15 protein-coding genes are annotated in these 16711 nt (G+C 60.2%); 6 read left to right on the top strand and 9 right to left on the bottom strand.

Annotation, left to right across the window (positions count from 1 at the left end; translation table 11 throughout):
• Nucleotides 1-38 precede the first annotated feature (38 nt).
• Nucleotides 39-659, bottom strand: coding sequence for a glutathione S-transferase family protein (locus ACR0BZ_RS16685; protein WP_480487750.1), 621 nt, complete (start codon nt 657-659; stop codon nt 39-41).
• Nucleotides 660-830: 171 nt separating this feature from the next.
• On the opposite strand from ACR0BZ_RS16685, the gene ACR0BZ_RS16680 reads away from it, so the two are divergent.
• Nucleotides 831-1718 (top strand): LysR family transcriptional regulator, encoded by an 888-nt coding sequence (locus ACR0BZ_RS16680; protein ID WP_480920778.1) that lies wholly within the window; start codon nt 831-833, stop codon nt 1716-1718.
• 564 nt (nt 1719-2282) lie between these two features.
• Here ACR0BZ_RS16680 and ACR0BZ_RS16675 read toward each other — a convergent pair.
• Together ACR0BZ_RS16675 and ACR0BZ_RS16670 are read right to left on the bottom strand one after the other, a co-directional pair.
• Nucleotides 2283-2600, bottom strand: a complete 318-nt coding sequence (locus ACR0BZ_RS16675) for a DUF3775 domain-containing protein (RefSeq protein WP_267363482.1) — start codon at nt 2598-2600, stop codon at nt 2283-2285.
• A gap of 86 nt (nt 2601-2686) precedes the next feature.
• Nucleotides 2687-3460: a DUF1365 domain-containing protein gene (locus ACR0BZ_RS16670; RefSeq protein ID WP_480920777.1), complete on the bottom strand. Its 774-nt coding sequence runs from the start codon at nt 3458-3460 to the stop codon at nt 2687-2689.
• A gap of 146 nt (nt 3461-3606) precedes the next feature.
• On the opposite strand from ACR0BZ_RS16670, the gene ACR0BZ_RS16665 reads away from it, so the two are divergent.
• Complete coding sequence (locus ACR0BZ_RS16665) at nt 3607-4263, top strand: sigma-70 family RNA polymerase sigma factor (protein ID WP_480920788.1); 657 nt, start codon at nt 3607-3609, stop codon at nt 4261-4263.
• 10 nt (nt 4264-4273) lie between these two features.
• Entirely contained in the window at nt 4274-4924 is a 651-nt protein-coding gene (locus tag ACR0BZ_RS16660; protein ID WP_480920776.1) for a ChrR family anti-sigma-E factor, read from the top strand.
• A gap of 63 nt (nt 4925-4987) precedes the next feature.
• Here the strand turns inward: ACR0BZ_RS16660 and ACR0BZ_RS16655 are convergent, their stop codons facing one another.
• The 6 genes from ACR0BZ_RS16655 to ACR0BZ_RS16630 all read right to left on the bottom strand — a co-directional run bounded on the left by ACR0BZ_RS16655 (nt 4988) and on the right by ACR0BZ_RS16630 (nt 12294).
• A complete protein-coding gene (locus ACR0BZ_RS16655) occupies nt 4988-6217 on the bottom strand; it encodes a DNA recombination protein RmuC (protein WP_480900752.1) in 1230 nt (409 codons plus the stop codon).
• Nucleotides 6218-6274: 57 nt separating this feature from the next.
• A complete protein-coding gene (gene mutL / locus ACR0BZ_RS16650) occupies nt 6275-8137 on the bottom strand; it encodes a DNA mismatch repair endonuclease MutL (RefSeq protein ID WP_480920775.1) in 1863 nt (620 codons plus the stop codon).
• A gap of 261 nt (nt 8138-8398) precedes the next feature.
• Nucleotides 8399-9328, bottom strand: coding sequence for a metal ABC transporter permease (locus ACR0BZ_RS16645; RefSeq protein WP_480915131.1), 930 nt, complete (start codon nt 9326-9328; stop codon nt 8399-8401).
• Nucleotides 9325-10530 carry a metal ABC transporter permease gene (locus tag ACR0BZ_RS16640; protein ID WP_480915133.1) on the bottom strand — a complete coding sequence of 402 codons (1206 nt, stop codon included), beginning with the start codon at nt 10528-10530 and terminating at the stop codon, nt 9325-9327. Before ACR0BZ_RS16640 ends, ACR0BZ_RS16645 begins: the two co-directional genes overlap by 4 nt.
• Nucleotides 10531-10533: 3 nt before the next feature.
• A complete protein-coding gene (locus ACR0BZ_RS16635; protein ID WP_480871428.1) occupies nt 10534-11337 on the bottom strand; it encodes a metal ABC transporter ATP-binding protein in 804 nt (267 codons plus the stop codon).
• A 3-nt stretch (nt 11338-11340) separates the two neighbouring features.
• A complete protein-coding gene (locus ACR0BZ_RS16630) occupies nt 11341-12294 on the bottom strand; it encodes a metal ABC transporter solute-binding protein, Zn/Mn family (protein ID WP_480920774.1) in 954 nt (317 codons plus the stop codon).
• A 198-nt stretch (nt 12295-12492) separates the two neighbouring features.
• On the opposite strand from ACR0BZ_RS16630, the gene deoC reads away from it, so the two are divergent.
• The 3 genes from deoC to ACR0BZ_RS16615 are packed head-to-tail and all read left to right on the top strand — an operon-like array spanning nt 12493 to nt 16706.
• Nucleotides 12493-13491, top strand: a complete 999-nt coding sequence (gene deoC, locus ACR0BZ_RS16625; RefSeq protein ID WP_480474226.1) for a deoxyribose-phosphate aldolase — start codon at nt 12493-12495, stop codon at nt 13489-13491.
• 47 nt (nt 13492-13538) lie between these two features.
• Nucleotides 13539-15872 carry an aldehyde dehydrogenase family protein gene (locus ACR0BZ_RS16620; protein ID WP_480920773.1) on the top strand — a complete coding sequence of 778 codons (2334 nt, stop codon included), beginning with the start codon at nt 13539-13541 and terminating at the stop codon, nt 15870-15872.
• 24 nt (nt 15873-15896) lie between these two features.
• Nucleotides 15897-16706, top strand: a complete 810-nt coding sequence (locus tag ACR0BZ_RS16615; protein ID WP_480920772.1) for an SDR family oxidoreductase — start codon at nt 15897-15899, stop codon at nt 16704-16706.
• Nucleotides 16707-16711 lie beyond the last annotated feature (5 nt).

The raw sequence follows: 16711 nt of genomic DNA, 5'->3' as shown, positions 1-16711 counted from the left end.
GCATGCGCCCGGTCCTGACGGCCGGGCGCGCTCTGGTGTCAGGCGGCGAGGCCGACCTTGGTGCTTTGCATGGCCACAAAGCCGGGCAACGCCTCAACCCGGGCCAGCAGGGCACGGATATTGGGATAATCATCCAGTGAAACGTTTCCCTCAGGCGCATGGGCCGAATAGCTGTAGATCGCGACATCAGCGATGGATGGGCTGGTTCCGACCAGCCAGTCGCGTCCGTTCAAATGCGCCTCAAGCCGGTCAAAGGCGGATTTGGCGATGGCCTTGGCACGTTCTGCATCCAGTTGAGCGCCAAAAACGGTGATCAATCGTGCTGCCGCAGGGCCGTGGGCGATGTCGCCGGCGGCCAGCGACAAGAACTTCTGAACTTCCGCCTCGCGCACCGGATCAGTCGGCAGCCAATCAGGCGCGTATTTCCGCGCAAGGTACACGAGGATAGAGTTGGAGTCGGCGATCGCGATTTCACCGTCCTCAATCACCGGCACCTGCCCGGCAGGGTTCAGGGAAAGAAACGGCTCTTTCTTGTGTTCGCCAGACAGCAGGTCGACATCGATCAGCTCGTGATTGATGCCACCAAGCTTGGCGAATAGTTCCACCCGGTGTGAATGCCCGGACAAGGGATGACGGTGGATACGGATGGCGTTTGGCATGTCAGTTTCCTTTCGGAGGAGTTTCCTGGGAGCGAGCTGGCGATGTTCGTCAGCGGTCACTGGCTAGAACATGGCAAAACCTTTTTTAGTTATAATCCTGCGTTTTATTCAGTAACTATGAACAAATTGGGTATAATTGACCAAACACCAACCTGACGAAGGAGCGCTGCGTTGGATACAATTGACACGATGCGGGCATTTATGGCGGTTGCTCATGAGGGCTCGTTCACTGCCGCGGGGCGGCGGCTGGGCCTGTCTACCAAACTGGTCAGCAAGTATGTTGCCCAGTTGGAGGCCAAGCTATCGGCGCAACTGTTCAACCGGACAACCAGAAGCGTTTCACTGACGGACGTCGGCATCGCGTACCTTGAACGCTGCCGCCCGATCGTGGAACAAATCGACGAGCTGGAAGACCTTGTTCAGGAGCGGCAATCGGCACTGGCCGGGCCAATCCGAATAACCGCACCAACCGGGTTCGGCAGCATCAACCTGACTCAGGCTTTGGCTTCGTTTCTGCGGGCGCATCCGAAGGTCGATATCGACCTTAAACTGTCGGACTCGCGCGTGGCGCTTGTTGAAGAGGGGTTCGATCTTGCCATACGGATCGGGGTGTTGCGGGATTCGACCCTGATTGCGCGGAAGCTGTCCGATATGCCGCTGATCGTCTGCGCGTCGCCTGATTATCTGGCGGAAAGGGGGCGTCCGGGTGATCCGATGGCACTGGCCACACATAACTGCCTGATTGACGAAAATCCAGCCGACGCAACAGCATGGAGGTTTCGAGCCGGGACAAGGGATATTGTGGTCAAGGTGGCGGGAATGTTTCATGCCAATGCCCCGGCGGCGATTGCCAACATGGCGATTGCCGGGCTGGGTATTGCGCGTTGCCCGCACTATGTGATTGCCCGCAGTCTGGAAGAGGGTACCCTGGAGCACCTGTTTCAGGACTATGAAACGGAAAACTTCGGCCTCTATGCGCTCTATCCACCCAATCGTCACCTGACGGCCCGGGTGCGCGCGTTGATTGATTTTCTGGCGCAGCATTTTCGATCAGGCTGACATCCAGCAGCTGAAACGGATCCACAGTCCAGCCACAACCGCGGTGGTTGTTCCGCAAAGTCTTGAGAAAGTTAGGCAGAGCTTTCGTTTTGGTGCATGAGATGAAGAGTATTTCCCGCTTTGTCTAAAGCGCGGTAGAGATCCATCCATTCTCCATGCACACGGACCTATGTGGCGTCCATGCGCCAAGAATTCAGTGTAGGACGCTTCATCGATTGCGCGCACTGCGATCACCGGCGAAAACCGCGTGACCCACATGTTCTATGTAGCATGGTCCACGCGCAATCCCCGTTGTGCCATGACTTCCTCAAGGCCGCGACAGAAAACAGTCTACCTCAGTAGAAATACACCGCGTACAAAGCCACACCTTTGGGAAAATGGTGGCTTTTCAAGAAGATCACATTGAAACCCATTCGCTGCGGCTTCGAAGGCAAAGAGAAACCGAATACAGACTTTCACCAACTTCGCTCGAAAGCTTGACACCCCCGTCGCTGTTAGTCTGCCTTGGCGGGCAATATCCGGCGCCGCCAGACGCAGGCACCGGGCAGCGATGATGTCGAGCGTCTACATCAGATCGTTTTCCACGTCTTCCGCAGATATTCCCAATGCATCCAGACCATTCTCAAGGTGGTCAGACATATGCGGTGTTCCGATCAGGTAGTCTGCACAAGGGGTCGATGCCTCGGACTTGGCGGTGGCGATGGCCTCGGCCAGATCTTCCGCAAAAAAGCTCTCGCGCCCGATCCACATGATGGCTACCAGTTCAGCCTGCTCGTCTTCGCTCATGCGGTCGATGAACGCCCGCAATTCGCCCTCGGCGCGGTTCAGTTCGCGGCCCATCATGGCGACCTGGGCGACTTTTCTTGCCGAGATTTCCATCATCTCTTCGACTCCTTGTGTTCGCGGTTGTTACGCCATCACAACCACCGACAGGGGCCCGCGTCTTTGATCTTGAACAAACAGGCTGGTCACTGCCCCACACGCGTTACTGGGTGATCAGGCACCGGTTCCCTGCGAAACGGACGGAAGGCGGCTTTTTTCAGCCACAACCTGAAGGCCTGCCAGAGGATCAGCGCAAAAATGCGACGCGAGCCGAAAGGGCGACGCAGAAAAGACCAAAGGATCACCCGGCTGGTCAATGGCTGGCGCGGTCCGGTCAGTGTCGCGATCAACCCGCCATCCGCGCGCGTGTAATCGATCCACACACCGACCCGATCCGGGCTGTAGTCGAAGCGGAACGTATAGCTGCCTTCAATCTTCTGGAAGGGCGAGACATGCATCACCTTTTCGGCCGTCAATCGGTCGGTTGGTCTGATGGTCGAAAAGTCCGGCTTATGGCACAGATAGCTGTGGCGCGTTCCAAAGGTGTTCGTCACCTCAGCCACCACGGCGTAAAGCTGATCATCGCGGTCAAAGCAGAACCAGAAACTGACGGGATTAAATACGTGGCCCAGCACCCTTGGCTGGGTCAGCAGCATGACCTGCGCGGGTTGCGGAATGTCCATCTCGGTAAATCGCGCGCGCAGCCAGGCGGCACCATGGCCTTGACCCGGCTCTCCTCCGTGATCGCGGGTTCGCCAGTTGGTGACATTCTTCCGGTCCATTGAAAACAGAAAAGGCGTGGTCAACCGGGCTTCGGGATCAAACAGGATGTAATCGACAGAATACCGGAAGGCGTTGTCGATTGCCCCCTTGCGGCCGTGATAGGTGTGGCCTGCAACATGATCTATCGTTTTTGCCATCCGATGTCTTCTGGTCCTTGCACACCCGCCAGAGCAGTCGTGATTTCTTTATTGCCGCTGGTGTTCATATTACGAGACTTGGCCGGGAGCGGATCAAAATGTTCCGACAAAGTGATCCGGCTTGGGACATGCGCCGTATTGTGGTTATGTTTACCCAGATCAATACAGCGACCTTGGACGGACCAGCGGTTGAAACACCCGCCCCTCAACCTTGGCGCATCAACAAACGCACCAAGGGTAGGCGGGTGAACGACATCAACGGCAAGCGCGAGACCAGGGCCGAATGGGTGGACCACGTCAGACGCATCCGGGATGCGCAGGATCAGGCGGCATTTGCCGAGCTGTTCCAGCACTTCGCGCCGCGTATCAAGGCGTTCCTGATGAAGTCAGGGGCGGATGCCGCCATGGCAGAAGAATGCGCACAAGAGGTGATGGCGACCTTGTGGCACAAGGCCCACCTGTTCGACCCGACGCGTGCCACCGTGGCCACATGGGTGTTCACCATCGCACGGAACAAGCGCATTGACGTGCTGCGCAAGCAACGCCGCCCTGAACCCGAAGATCTGGGTTGGGGGCCCGAGGCTGAGCCCGATCAGGATGACGTCATCGCGCTGCAACAGGAAACCGCGCAACTGCGCACCGCCTTGAAAGCGTTGCCGGATGCACAGCGGGACCTGATCGAGAAGGCATATTTCGGCGACCTGAGTCACCGGGAAATCGCATCGCAGACCGGGTTGCCGCTGGGAACGATCAAATCACGGATACGGCTGGCGCTGGACCGCCTGCGCCACGCGATGAACTGAGATGAGTAAAATGAGCAAGTTGATCAAACATCACCTGACAGATGACCTGCTGATGGCTTATGCCGCAGGCAGCCTGCCCGAAGCCTTCAACCTGATGGTCGCCACGCATTTGTCCCTGTGCGACCACTGCCGTGCGCGCGCCGAAAGCTATGACGCCATTGGCGGGCAAGTTCTGGACGAGCAGAGTGAGGGTGTCAGCATGAGTGAGACTTCACTGGCGGCCACGATGGCTTTGATCGCCCAGGGCGCACCAGCGCCCAAGCCCGTTCGCCCGGGATGTGCAGTTCTGCCAGCCCCGTTGCAGGATTACGTGGGCGGAACAGTCAAGGACATCCGCTGGAGGTCGATAGGTATGGGTGTCAAACAGGCGATCCTGCCGACCACCAAAGACGCCACCGCCCGCTTGCTGTTCATTCCGGCCGGTGCTGCCGTGCCGGATCATGGTCACAACGGCATGGAGCTGACAATGGTTCTGCAAGGGGCTTTCTCGGACGAGGTTGACCGTTTTGCCCGTGGCGATGTTGAAATCGCTGACGAGGATCTGGAACACACACCCGTCGCGGATATCTCGGAAGATTGCATATGCCTGGCGGTTACGGACGCGCCGCTGAAATTCAACAAGCTGATGCCGCGCCTGTTCCAGCCCTTTCTGCGTATCTGAACCCTTGCAGGCGCTGGCCCATCAAAACCGGCCCGGTGCCGGTTCAGTTCTTCAACAGGGTGTTCAGCCTTCGTGACGTGCCAGCGGCACAACCTCTGTTTCAGTATCGGGCGCGATTTCTTCGAAGTCGAAATTATCCAGCCGCTGCGCCCGGCGGCCGGCCTTTTCGGCACTAATCTTGATTTCCGAGATATCCTTGGCCGCCTGACCGAAGTGACGGTCGAGGTTTGAAACGCGGTCGCCCAGACGGTCCACATCCTTGTGCAGCAATCCCAGTTCTTTGCGGATCGCACCGGCCTGTTCACGCATGCGCGCATCTTTCAGGATCGCCCGCATCGTGTTCAGCGTGGCCATACAGGTGGTGGGCGAGACGATCCAGACCCGGGCAGCGAACCCTTCGCGCACCACATCGGGCAGGCGGGCGTGCAGCTCGGCATAGATCGCTTCGGACGGGACGAACATCAGGGCACCATCAGCGGTTTCCCCGTCGAGGATGTATTTCTCGGAAATCGCCTTGATATGCACTTTCACGGCAGCGCCAAAAGCCCGCAGACATCTTTCAACATCTGCCTTGCTCTGCGCGGCGGCAAGTGCTTCGAAATCCTCAAGCGGGAATTTCGCGTCAATCACGATCGGGCCGGGCGGGTTCGGCAGATGCACGAGGCAATCTGCACGCCTGCCGTTCGACAAGGTGGCCTGCAGCGAATAGCTGTCTGCGGGCAGTGCCTTGGACACGATATCGTTCAGCTGAATCTCACCAAACATCCCGCGCCGCTGTTTGTTTGACAGGATATCCTGAAGGCTGAGAACATCGCCCGACAGTTTCGTGATATTGTCCTGCGCCTTGTCGATGGCGGCCAGACGCTCCTGCAACTGCGTCAGTGATGTCGCCGTCTGCTTTGACGAACCGTGCAGGGTTTCCTTCATCCGTTCCTGCATTTCGGCCAGCGCGCGCGCCGATTTCATCGCGTTGTCCGCCAGCCGGTCATTCATCTGCTGCTGGACCGAGGACAAGCGCGCCTCGACCGTCTGGATCACCTGCACCTGCGCGTTGGCCTGCGTGTCCGAGACATGCTGCAAGCCGCCGCGCAACTGTTCCTGCCCCTGCCCCAGCTGCTGCACATGCTGACCCAGAAGCGCCATCTGCCGCGCCAGCGGTTCCGCCATCCGGGCCGAGCGATTGGCTGCGCGCAACGACAGGAACAGCAGCAGCAGGATCAGCGCGACTGTTCCGCCCGCAACCAGAATCACGGGATCATTCAGCGCTATTTCAATACCTGCAATCTGGATCATGGGGTTCAGTATGTTCTCGTTTTGTTTCTGTCTTCTTAAGGCCTGTTTGACACCAAATCAACTGCGCCCGAACAGGCGTTCGATATCGCTTAGCTTCAGTTCCACATATGTGGGTCGCCCGTGATTGCACTGGCCGGAATGCGGCGTCGCCTCCATCTCGCGCAGCAGGGCGTTCATTTCCTCGGCCCGCATCCGGCGGCCGGACCGGACCGAGCCGTGGCAGGAAACCCGGCTGAGGATCGCCTCGATCCTTGCCTGCACCATCTGTGTTTCGCCCTGATCGGCCAGTTCGTCGAGGATATCCAGGATCATCGCGCGCGCATCGACCTCGCCCAGAATGGCTGGGGTTTCGCGCACGGCAATTGCGCCTCCGCCAAAGGGTTCGATGGTCAGCCCCAAACGGGACAGATCATCACAGACCGCCATCAGACGGGCGCAGTCGCCTTCGGACAACTCAACAATCTCAGGGATCAAAAGTGCCTGCGCCGCGACGCCTGTCTCGGCCATCTGTGTTTTCAGCTTTTCATAGACCAGCCGTTCATGCGCGGCGTGCTGATCAACGATCACCATTCCATCGGCAGTCTGGGCGATGATGTAGTTTTCATGCACCTGCCCGCGCGCAGCGCCCAGCGGAAGGTTTTGCGCATCAGGCTCCTGACCCTGTGATACGGGTGCAACCGGGGTCGGATCGACAATGCTGCCGCTGTAATCATGCGCCAGTTCCGCAAAACCCGGAGCCTGCGCCCGGTACGCGGCCTGGCGCGCTGCGGGCGACGGGCGATCCATCTGATAGACCCGCGCTGGTGCAGACTGCGCAGGCTCCGGTCTCATTGCACCCAGGGTCGCATTGGCCACGGTCGATGACGCACGATGCCCTGCCTCGGCCAAAGCGTGGCGCAGGCTGGACACGATAAGCCCGCGCGCAACGCCGGGATCGCGGAACCGGACCTCGGACTTGGCAGGGTGAACGTTCACGTCAACCAATGTCGGGTCGCAGTCGATGAACAATGCCGCGGCCGGGTGACGGTCCCGGCTGAGGAAATCGAAATAGGCCGCCCGCAAAGCGCCGGTCAGCATCTTGTCGCGCACGGGACGCCCGTTGACGAAAAGGTACTGCGCCACCGCAGCGCCACGGGAATAGGTCGGCAGGGCCGCATAACCAAAAAGCCTGAGACCGTCGCGCGTGGCATCGATCCGCAGCGCATTCTCGGCAAACTCGCGCCCTATCACACGGGCAAGACGGGCGTGCAGGGCATCAAACAGGTCGCCATTCTCGCGATCCGCGCGGAAGATAACACGGCCTTCGCCACCGCCCGAGACATCGCGCAGGGTAAATGTGACGGATGGTTCGGCCATAGCCAGCCGTTTCACCATGTCCGTGATCGCCTGCGCCTCGGCCCGGTCGGTGCGCATGAATTTCAGCCGTGCGGGGGTGGCGAAGAACAGATCGCGCAGCTCGACCACCGTGCCCGCGCGCAGGGCGGCAGGCTTGACCGAACCCATCTTGCCACCCGCAACATGGATCTGCGCCGCGTCCGCACCGGGCACGCGACTGGTTATGGTCAGGCGTCCGACAGCCCCCAACGAGGGCAAAGCTTCGCCTCGAAACCCGAAGGTGTGGATATTCAGCAGGTCCGATCCGTCGATCTTTGATGTGGCATGGCGCGACAGGGCAAGCGGCAAATCTTGGGCCGGGATGCCGCACCCATCGTCGGTCACGCGGATCAGTGTCTTTCCCCCGTCGGCGATTTCGACGGCTACACGCGCGGCCCCAGCATCAAGCGCATTCTCGACCAGTTCCTTGACCGCCGAGGCCGGGCGTTCCACCACTTCACCCGCCGCAATACGGTTGATGGCAGCATCGTCAAGCTGTCTGATCACGGGGCGATTTTCGCTGATATTGGGGTTTGTCTGCGCCATACCCCTAGACCTAGCACAACCGCGCACGATTCTGCCACCGGTTTGAGCATGTCTTCTGATCGGAAAGGGGCGCCCGGATGGCCGTGAATGAATCCCCATTCCGTACCATCCGGGCCTACCAGAGTGAGTGGTGTGTTCAGCTAATCAATGGGCAGCCTCTAGCACGAGACTTCCCAAAAATCTGCTTAAGATTAACCTTAACGGCATCTGGGCAGAGTTTGGCCGATGACGCATGGGCATCTGCGGCAGGAAAATGCCGTCTCAGGCTGATGTCTGAACACCAACACGTGTGCGGCATGGGCCAAACATGGCCGCCAGTGCCAGGATCAGCCCGGACATCGTTGCGATCATCCCCGCCGCACTGACCGCATCCGCTGCACCCAGCCACAGGGGTCCGTAGCCTGCCAGCACATACCCTGTCACGGCAGAGGTTATAGCGATCACGACACTCCAGCCAATCTGCGCCTCAAGCCGGTTGGTCAGCATCCGCGCGGCTGCCGGAGGGCAAATAAACATCGCGATCACGATGATCGAGCCCACAGCGTCAAAAGCGGCAACCGCCGCGATGGCTGCAGTGATGACGAGCGCCATACCCAGAAGTCCCGTGCGAATACCAATCGTGCGGGCGAAACCTTCGTCAAAGGTGGAAATTTTCAGCGGCCGCCAGAACAGCCATGTGAACAGCATCACTCCGACCAGTGTCAGCGCTATACGGGGCAGTTCCGGGGGCAATCCGGCAAGGGCCTGAGCGTCCAGCACCGAGGACCACCCGGTCGCGTCCAGCCAGATCAGGCTTTCGAGATTGCCGTAAAGCGCGTGTTCCACATCCAGATGCACGGTTGACGTATCCGTCTGCTCTAGCAGCAGGACGCCTGCCGCGAACATGGTGGTAAAGACCACGCCCATGGCGGCCCCGGGTTCGATCTGCCCCAGTCGGCGAATGGCCTCGATCAGGACAACAGCCAGAACCGCGGCCCCTGCCGCGCCCAACATCATCGGCCAAGTGGATATGGCCCCTGTCAGCAGAAACGCAACAACGATACCCGGCAGCACCACATGGCTAATCGCATCGCCGATCAGCGCCTGTTTTCGCAACACAAGAAAGTTGCCGGGCAAGGCACAGGCGATGGCCGCACATGTTCCGATCAGCAGCGGCGTCAGAGACAGCGGGACGAATTCTTCACCACTCATGCCGGTATCCCCTGCGGCCCGCCAATCTGGCGGTCGATCTCATCAATCTGGTCCCGTGTCAGAACAGACTCGATATCGCGCAATCCGTCATAGAGCGCAGCTGTCGCCTCGTGCGCCTGATCGGCACGCACGATTTCCCATCGCTTTTCATCCCGCAGGGCTTTGGCCGCGCGGGCCTTGCCGGTGTCCGTCGCCACGCCATCCGCCCGGACCAGCCCGGCACGCCGCAGCAAACGCAAGGTCAGGGGCTCATAGATCTTCTGCCCTTGCGCCATCGCCAGAAGTCCCTGACGAATATGCACCCGGCGCTGAAACCGCAGATGCCGCAGCACCGCCGCCAGAACGCCGCGCACTGGGGCGAAGAAGAGGGAGGCGAGGAAAAAGGCAAAGCTGACCAGTACGATGATCGGGCCGGTTGGAAGATTGGGCGCAGATGCGGATATGGCAGCGCCGATATATCCGGCCAGCCCACCGGCCAGCCCGGCCAACAGAACAACGCGTTCCGAGCGGTCAGACCAGAACCGGGCGGTCACTGCCGGAATGATCAGCAACGCCACGATCAGGATCAGGCCGACGATTTTCAGGCCGACCACGGTCACGGCCATGACCAGCCCCATCATGGCCAGGTCGATACGATGCACTGGCAACCCGCGCGCCGCTGCGTATTCGGGATCGAATGCGACAAGGGTCATCGGACGGCGGATGATCAGCACCAGCGCCAACGTCAAGGCGCCACCAAGTGCGATGATCACCGCATCGGCCCACAGCATTCCGGCGGTTGAACCCAACAGGAAACCTTCCAGCCCGGCCTGACGGCCAACCCCCATGGTCTGGATGACCGTCAGCAGCACGATCCCAAAGCCGAAGAACACGGACAGAACCGCACCGATCGCGGCGTCCTCGGCCAGGCGGGTGCGCCGTGTCAGCCAATTCATGCACAACAGACCAACCCAGGCGGAAATAGCGGACCCCACCAAAAGGCCCGGCAGGTTGCGCCCGTCCCCGCCCAGCGCGACCAGCACCATGAAAGCGATACAGACGCCCGGCAGGGTTGCATGGCTGATTGCGTCGCTGACAAGGGCGCGCTTGCGCAGAAACAGGAATGTCCCCGTCACGCCCGCCGACACGCCCAGCAATGTTGCACCGATGGCAACCAGCGTGGCGTTATAGCCAAGCTGAAGGGTCAGAGCATCCCAAAGCATGAACTATCCCAGCGCGCGTGAAATCTGATCGATCTGCGCCGTTGCCAACCTGCCACCATAGGCCGATTGCAGCGATTCCGCCGTGAACGCCTCGGCCACCGGCCCCTCGGCCACCTTGCGGGTATTGATCAGGAAAACGTGGTCGAAATAGTCGGTCACGGTGGCCAAATCGTGATGCACCACAACGACTGTCTTACCGGCCTCTTTCAGGGATTTCAGCACCGCGATGATGGCTTTTTCGGTGGCGGCGTCGACACCGGCAAACGGCTCGTCCAGCAGGTACAGATCAGCATCCTGAGCCAGAGCACGCGCCAGAAACACACGCTGTTGCTGGCCACCGGACAGCTGGCCAATCTGGCGATCCGCGAAATCGCGCATACCCACACGGTTCAGGCAATCCATCGCACGGGCCTTGTGGCGCGCGCGCAAGCGGCCCAACAGGCCCAGTTCACGAGACAGACCCATCAGAACCACGTCGATCACCCGTGTCGGGAAATCCCAGTCCACACTGGCACGCTGGGGAACATAGGCAACACGCGGGCGCTGCGAATTCAGCGGCTGACCAAATACGGTCACCTGCCCCGACAATGGCGTAACGATGCCCAGCGCCGCCTTGAGCAGCGTTGATTTTCCAGCGCCGTTTGGCCCGATAATGGCGGTCATCGCGCCAGGCGTAACCGTCATATCAACCGAAAAGACCGCAGGTTTTTGCCCGTAGGAAACCGTCAGGCCCCGAACAGCCAGAGGGCTGTTATCCAGGTTTTGTTCCTGGACCGTCACACCTTCGTTGCTGATCAGCCCCAGCATCTCTCAGAACCCCGCTGACAGTTTGCCGTTCATGCCGCGATCGGGAACTTCTCCGCCCAATGCGCCTGCGATGACGGTGATATTGTGATCCAGCATCCCGATATAAGTGCCTTCATAGGTGCCGTCCTCGCCCATGGCGTCCGAGAACAACTCGCCCCCGACCTTCACTTCGTGCCCTTTGGCTGCGGCCCCTTCGATCAGCGCGCGGATCGACCTGTCAGAAACCGAGCTTTCGACGAAGACCGCCGTGATCCGGCGATCAACCAACAGGTCAACCAGCTCTCCGATCCGGTTCAGGCCCGCCTCGGATTGGGTCGAGATGCCCTGAATGCCCAGAACCTCGAACCCGAAACTTTCACCGAAATAGCCAAAGGCGTCGTGGGCTGTGACCAGAACCTTGTTGTGGTCCGGTACCGAAGACAGGGTTTTCTCGGCATAGGCCGTCAGACGGTCTATGTCGGCCAGATGGGTTTGTGCATTGGCCGCAAAAACCTCGGCTGCTTCGGGGCGTGCCTCCGTCAGCGCACGCTGCACTTCCACAACTACCTTGCGCCACAGCGCGGGTGTCATCCAGACATGCGGATCATACTTGTCGGCATAATCATCATGCGCACGCAGCATGGACTTATCTACGCCCTCTGCAACCGCAATGACGGTCCGTTTCCGCTCGAGATCATGAAAGAAGTCTTCCATTTGCGCTTCGAGATACAGGCCGTGCCACAGAACCAGGTCTGCCCGTGTCATCGCAACAATATCGCTGCGCGTCTGGCGATAGGCATGGGGATCAACGCCGGGGCCCATAAGCCCTCTGACCTCAACCAGATCACCACCGACCTGACGGGCCGCATCTGCAATCATGCCCGTCGTGGCCACCACTTTCAGCGGTGCCCCGGCAAACGCCATGGCTGGCACCGAAAGGGCCAGAGCCAAAAATGCAAGGCAATGCCGACGAATCATTTCCAACCTCGATTTGGATACGTGTAGGATCAAATATGAGAACCATTCGCAACTAAGTCAACGCTAATGAGAATTATTCGCAAGAAAACCTCAATTATTTGTCCAAATGGTCAAAAATATTCGATCATTGCGCCGGAACACCTTCCATTCCCGGGCCACCCGTGCGATTTTGTCGCAAACCTCCCAAAGGACGTAACCATGGATACGCAGAGCTCAGAAAGCCCCGTGCGCACCGCGCATCTGCCGCAAGTGACCGAACCCCGGAACCCAGGAATGGAACTGGATCTGGACTGGGTGCGCGCCGTTCAGGCCAATACTTCCGCGATTGAACGCCGTGCGGCCACATTGCCGGGCCGCCGTTCGGTCAAGAAGGAATATCAGGCTGCGTGGCTGCTGAAAGCCATCACGATGATCGACCTGACCACGCTGTCGGGCGATGATACGGTGGGCCGTGTGCGCCGCCTGTGTGCAAAGGCCCGTCAGCCGGTTGCGCCTTCGGTCCTTCAGGCGCTGGACATGCCGCCGATCACGACCGGGGCGGTTTGTGTCTATCACGACATGATCGAAACCGCCGTGGACGCCCTGAAAGGCACTGGCATTCCGGTCGCTGCCGTGTCCACCGGCTTTCCCGCAGGCCTGTCCCCGTTCCATCTGCGCGTGGCCGAGATCGAGGAAAGCGTGAAGGCCGGGGCCGAGGAAATCGACATCGTAATCTCGCGCCGTCACGTGCTGTCGGGGGACTGGCAGGCCCTGTATGATGAGATGAAGGCGTTCCGCGTGGCTTGTGGCGATGCCCATGTCAAAGCCATTCTTGCGACCGGAGAATTGGGTAGCCTGCGCAATGTCGCGCGCGCCTCGCTGGTGTGCATGATGGCCGGGGCGGATTTCATCAAGACCTCGACCGGCAAGGAAAGCGTCAACGCCACCCTGCCCGTGTCGCTGGTGATGATCCGCGCAATCCGCGATTACTATGACCGCACCGGATATCGGGTCGGCTACAAGCCTGCAGGTGGTATTTCGAAAGCCAAGGACGCGCTGGTTTATCTGTCGCTGATCAAGGACGAGCTGGGTGACCGCTGGCTGGAACCGGATCTGTTCCGCTTTGGCGCCTCATCGTTGCTGGGCGATATCGAGCGGCAGTTGGAACATTATGTCACCGGGGCTTACTCGGCTGGTTACAGGCATTCGATGGGCTGAGCCCGTGGGTATGTCTGGACAGTGAGTATTTGGGAAAAGATGAAGTCATGACAGTCAAAGAGATTTTTGAGACCATGGAATACGGCCCCGCCCCCGAAAGCGCCGCCGAGGCGCTGGCCTGGCTGGTCGATCAGGGCGACAAGTTCGGACACTATATCGATGGTGCTTTCACCAAGCCGGGCAAAGGGTTTGACAGCCGCAACCCGGCGACCGGGGAGGTTCTGGCCAAGCTGACGCAGGCCAAGCAGGCCGACGTGGACGCCGCTGTTGCCGCCGCGCGCAAGGCTCAGCCGAAATGGGAGAAACTGGGCGGCGCGGGCCGTGCGCGGTATCTCTATGCAATTGCGCGACTGCTGCAAAAGCATTCGCGTCTGTTTGCGGTGCTGGAAAGCCTCGACAACGGCAAACCGATCCGGGAATCGCGTGACATCGATATTCCGCTGGCGCAGCGGCATTTCTATTACCACGCCGGTATGGCGCAGCTGATGGACAGCGAGCTGCCCGACGCTGAAGCGTTGGGTGTGTGCGGTCAGATCATCCCGTGGAACTTCCCCCTGCTGATGTTGGCGTGGAAGATCGCGCCAGCGCTGGCGATGGGAAATACGGTGGTTCTGAAACCCGCTGAATATACCTCGCTGACGGCGCTGTTATTTGCCGATATCTGCACACAGGCCGGTCTGCCGAACGGTGTCGTCAACATCGTCACCGGAGACGGTGCCGTGGGCGAGATGATCGTGGCCTCGGACGTGGACAAGATTGCCTTTACCGGCTCGACTGTTGTGGGCCGCCGCATCCGTGAGGCCACTGCCGGATCTGGTAAGGAACTGACATTGGAGTTGGGCGGAAAATCCGCGTACATCGTCTTTGATGACGCCGATATCGACTCGGCCATCGAAGGGCTGGTGGATGCGATCTGGTTCAATCAGGGTCAGGTCTGCTGTGCAGGTTCGCGCCTGCTGGTGCAGGAAGGCATCGCCGACCGTTTCCACGACAAGCTGCGCGCCCGGATGGACACGCTGCGCGTCGGCAATCCGCTGGACAAATGTATCGACGTGGGCGCGGTTGTGGACCCGGTTCAGTTGCAGACCATCAAAGGAATGGTCGAAAGCAACACAGCGGGCAATGTGCATCAAGCTGCCTGCGATCTTCCCGCAAACGGCTGCTACTACCCGCCAACACTGATCTCGGGGCTCGAGACCTCGGACCCGTTGATGCAGGAAGAGATCTTTGGTCCGGTTCTGGTGTCTTCGACCTTCCGCACACCGGAAGAGGCGGTCGAGCTGGCCAACAACACCCGGTATGGTCTGGCGGCGACCGTCTGGACCGAGAATGTGAACCTTGCGCTGGGTATCGCGCCCAAGCTGGTTGCGGGCGTCGTCTGGGTGAATGCCACCAATCTGTTTGACGCCGCTGCCGGGTTCGGTGGGGTCCGCGAAAGCGGCTTTGGCCGCGAAGGCGGTTGGGAAGGGCTGACCGCCTATACCAGACCCAAGGGTAAGGCCAAGCCGCTGGCAAAGGTCGAGGCAGCCATGGGCGAAGGGGCACCGGTCGACCCGATCGACCGCACTGCCAAGTTGTATGTCGGCGGCAAGCAGGCGCGGCCCGATGGTGGTTATTCGAAACCGGTTTGGGGCAAGTCCGGCCTGCTGGGCCATGTGGGTCTTGCCAACCGCAAGGACGTGCGCAACGCGGTCGAGGCTGCGGCAGGTGCCAAAAGCTGGTCCAGAACCACCGGCCATCTGCGGGCCCAGATCCTCTATTACATCGGCGAAAACCTCTCGGCCCGTGCCGGTGAATTCGCGGCGCGGATCGACGCCATGACCGGCAGGAAAGACGGCGCGAAAGAAGTTGAGGCTTCGATCCAACGCCTGTTCACTGCTGCCGCCTGGGCCGACAAGTATGACGGCCAGGTGCATGGCGTTCCGATCCGGGGCGTGGCCATCGCCATGAAGGAACCCGTTGGCGTGATCGGTGCGCTTTGCGCGGATGAAGCACCGCTGCTGGGTCTGGTCTCGGCTATGGCGCCTGCGATTGCGATGGGCAACCGGACGGTTCTGGTGGCTTCTGAGCCCTACCCGCTGGCGGCGACGGATTTCTACCAGATCCTTGAGACTTCGGACGTCCCTGCCGGTGTGGTCAACATCCTGACGGGCAGCCATGCGGAACTGGCGAAACCGCTGGCCTCGCATCTGAATGTCGACGCGGTCTGGTCGTTTTCGTCCACCGACCTGTCGAAAGAGATCGAGGTCGTTTCAGCCGGGAACCTGAAGCGGACCTGGGTCAATAACGCGACGGCATTTGACTGGAGCATGGACCATTCCCGCCGCTTCCTTCAGGCTGCAACCGAAGTCAAAAACATCTGGGTGCCCTACGGCGAGTAGGGCTCCCTGCCCAGGGAGGCCTACATGGATTTTTCGGGAAAAACCGTCATCGTCATCGGTGGCACCAGTGGCATCAACCGGGGCATCGCCGAGGCCTTCGCGGCCTCGGGTGCGAAACTGGCCGTGGCCAGCCGCTCGCAGGACAAGGTCGATGACACCATCGCCGCGCTGAAAGCCGCAGGCGCACAGGATGCGATTGGGGTTGCGTTTGATGTGCGCGATGCAGGCGCCGTGGCGGCGGGACTGAAGCAGTTCCATGACGCCTTCGGGGATATCGATGTGCTGATCTCGGGCGCGGCGGGTAATTTCCCGGCGCTGGCGTCCGAAATGTCGGTCAACGCGTTCAAGACCGTGATCGATATCGACCTGATGGGCACGATCCACGTGATGAAGGGGGCGTATCCGTTCCTCAAACGCCCCGGTGCCAGCATCATTAATATCTCGGCCCCGCAATCTTATCTGCCTTATGAGGGTCAAGCCCATGTCTGCGCCGCCAAGGCGGGGGTGGATCAGATCACCCGCACGCTGTCGATGGAATGGGGTGTCGAGGGAATCAGGGTGAACTCGGTTGTGCCGGGGTTCATCGAAGGCACCGAGGGTGCGAAACGCCTTGCGCCCACCAAAAACGCACACGAAGAACTGCGCCGCGACGTGCCGTTGGGCCGCTGGGGCCAGCCGCAGGACGTGGCCAATGCCTGCCTGTTCCTCAGCTCGGATCTGGCCAGCTATATCAGCGGCACGGTTCTGGCCGTGGACGGGGCACTCTATCAGCGCGGATCGGGCAAGTTCGGGCAGATGATGGGCGATATGCTGCGGAGTATGAAAAAGGGGTGAGCCGC

The organism is Ruegeria sp. P8 (genome assembly GCF_056534665.1).
The sequence above is the reverse complement of the archived record's forward strand: the minus strand, read 5'-3'. Positions and strand labels throughout refer to the sequence as shown.

Bases quoted from the DNA above. Each gene is read 5' to 3' on its own strand.
- ACR0BZ_RS16675 (WP_267363482.1), bottom strand. From the start codon at position 2,600: ATGATGGAAATCTCGGCAAGAAAAGTCGCCCAGGTCGCCATGATGGGC.
- ACR0BZ_RS16670 (WP_480920777.1), bottom strand. From the start codon at position 3,460: ATGGCAAAAACGATAGATCATGTTGCAGGCCACACCTATCACGGCCGC.
- ACR0BZ_RS16685 (WP_480487750.1), bottom strand. From the start codon at position 659: ATGCCAAACGCCATCCGTATCCACCGTCATCCCTTGTCCGGGCATTCA.
- ACR0BZ_RS16630 (WP_480920774.1), bottom strand. From the start codon at position 12,294: ATGATTCGTCGGCATTGCCTTGCATTTTTGGCTCTGGCCCTTTCGGTG.
- ACR0BZ_RS16645 (WP_480915131.1), bottom strand. From the start codon at position 9,328: ATGAGTGGTGAAGAATTCGTCCCGCTGTCTCTGACGCCGCTGCTGATC.
- ACR0BZ_RS16620 (WP_480920773.1), top strand. From the start codon at position 13,539: ATGACAGTCAAAGAGATTTTTGAGACCATGGAATACGGCCCCGCCCCC.
- ACR0BZ_RS16615 (WP_480920772.1), top strand. From the start codon at position 15,897: ATGGATTTTTCGGGAAAAACCGTCATCGTCATCGGTGGCACCAGTGGC.
- ACR0BZ_RS16665 (WP_480920788.1), top strand. From the start codon at position 3,607: ATGTTTACCCAGATCAATACAGCGACCTTGGACGGACCAGCGGTTGAA.
- ACR0BZ_RS16635 (WP_480871428.1), bottom strand. From the start codon at position 11,337: ATGCTGGGGCTGATCAGCAACGAAGGTGTGACGGTCCAGGAACAAAAC.
- deoC (WP_480474226.1), top strand. From the start codon at position 12,493: ATGGATACGCAGAGCTCAGAAAGCCCCGTGCGCACCGCGCATCTGCCG.
- ACR0BZ_RS16640 (WP_480915133.1), bottom strand. From the start codon at position 10,530: ATGCTTTGGGATGCTCTGACCCTTCAGCTTGGCTATAACGCCACGCTG.
- mutL (WP_480920775.1), bottom strand. From the start codon at position 8,137: ATGGCGCAGACAAACCCCAATATCAGCGAAAATCGCCCCGTGATCAGA.
- ACR0BZ_RS16660 (WP_480920776.1), top strand. From the start codon at position 4,274: ATGAGCAAGTTGATCAAACATCACCTGACAGATGACCTGCTGATGGCT.
- ACR0BZ_RS16655 (WP_480900752.1), bottom strand. From the start codon at position 6,217: ATGATCCAGATTGCAGGTATTGAAATAGCGCTGAATGATCCCGTGATT.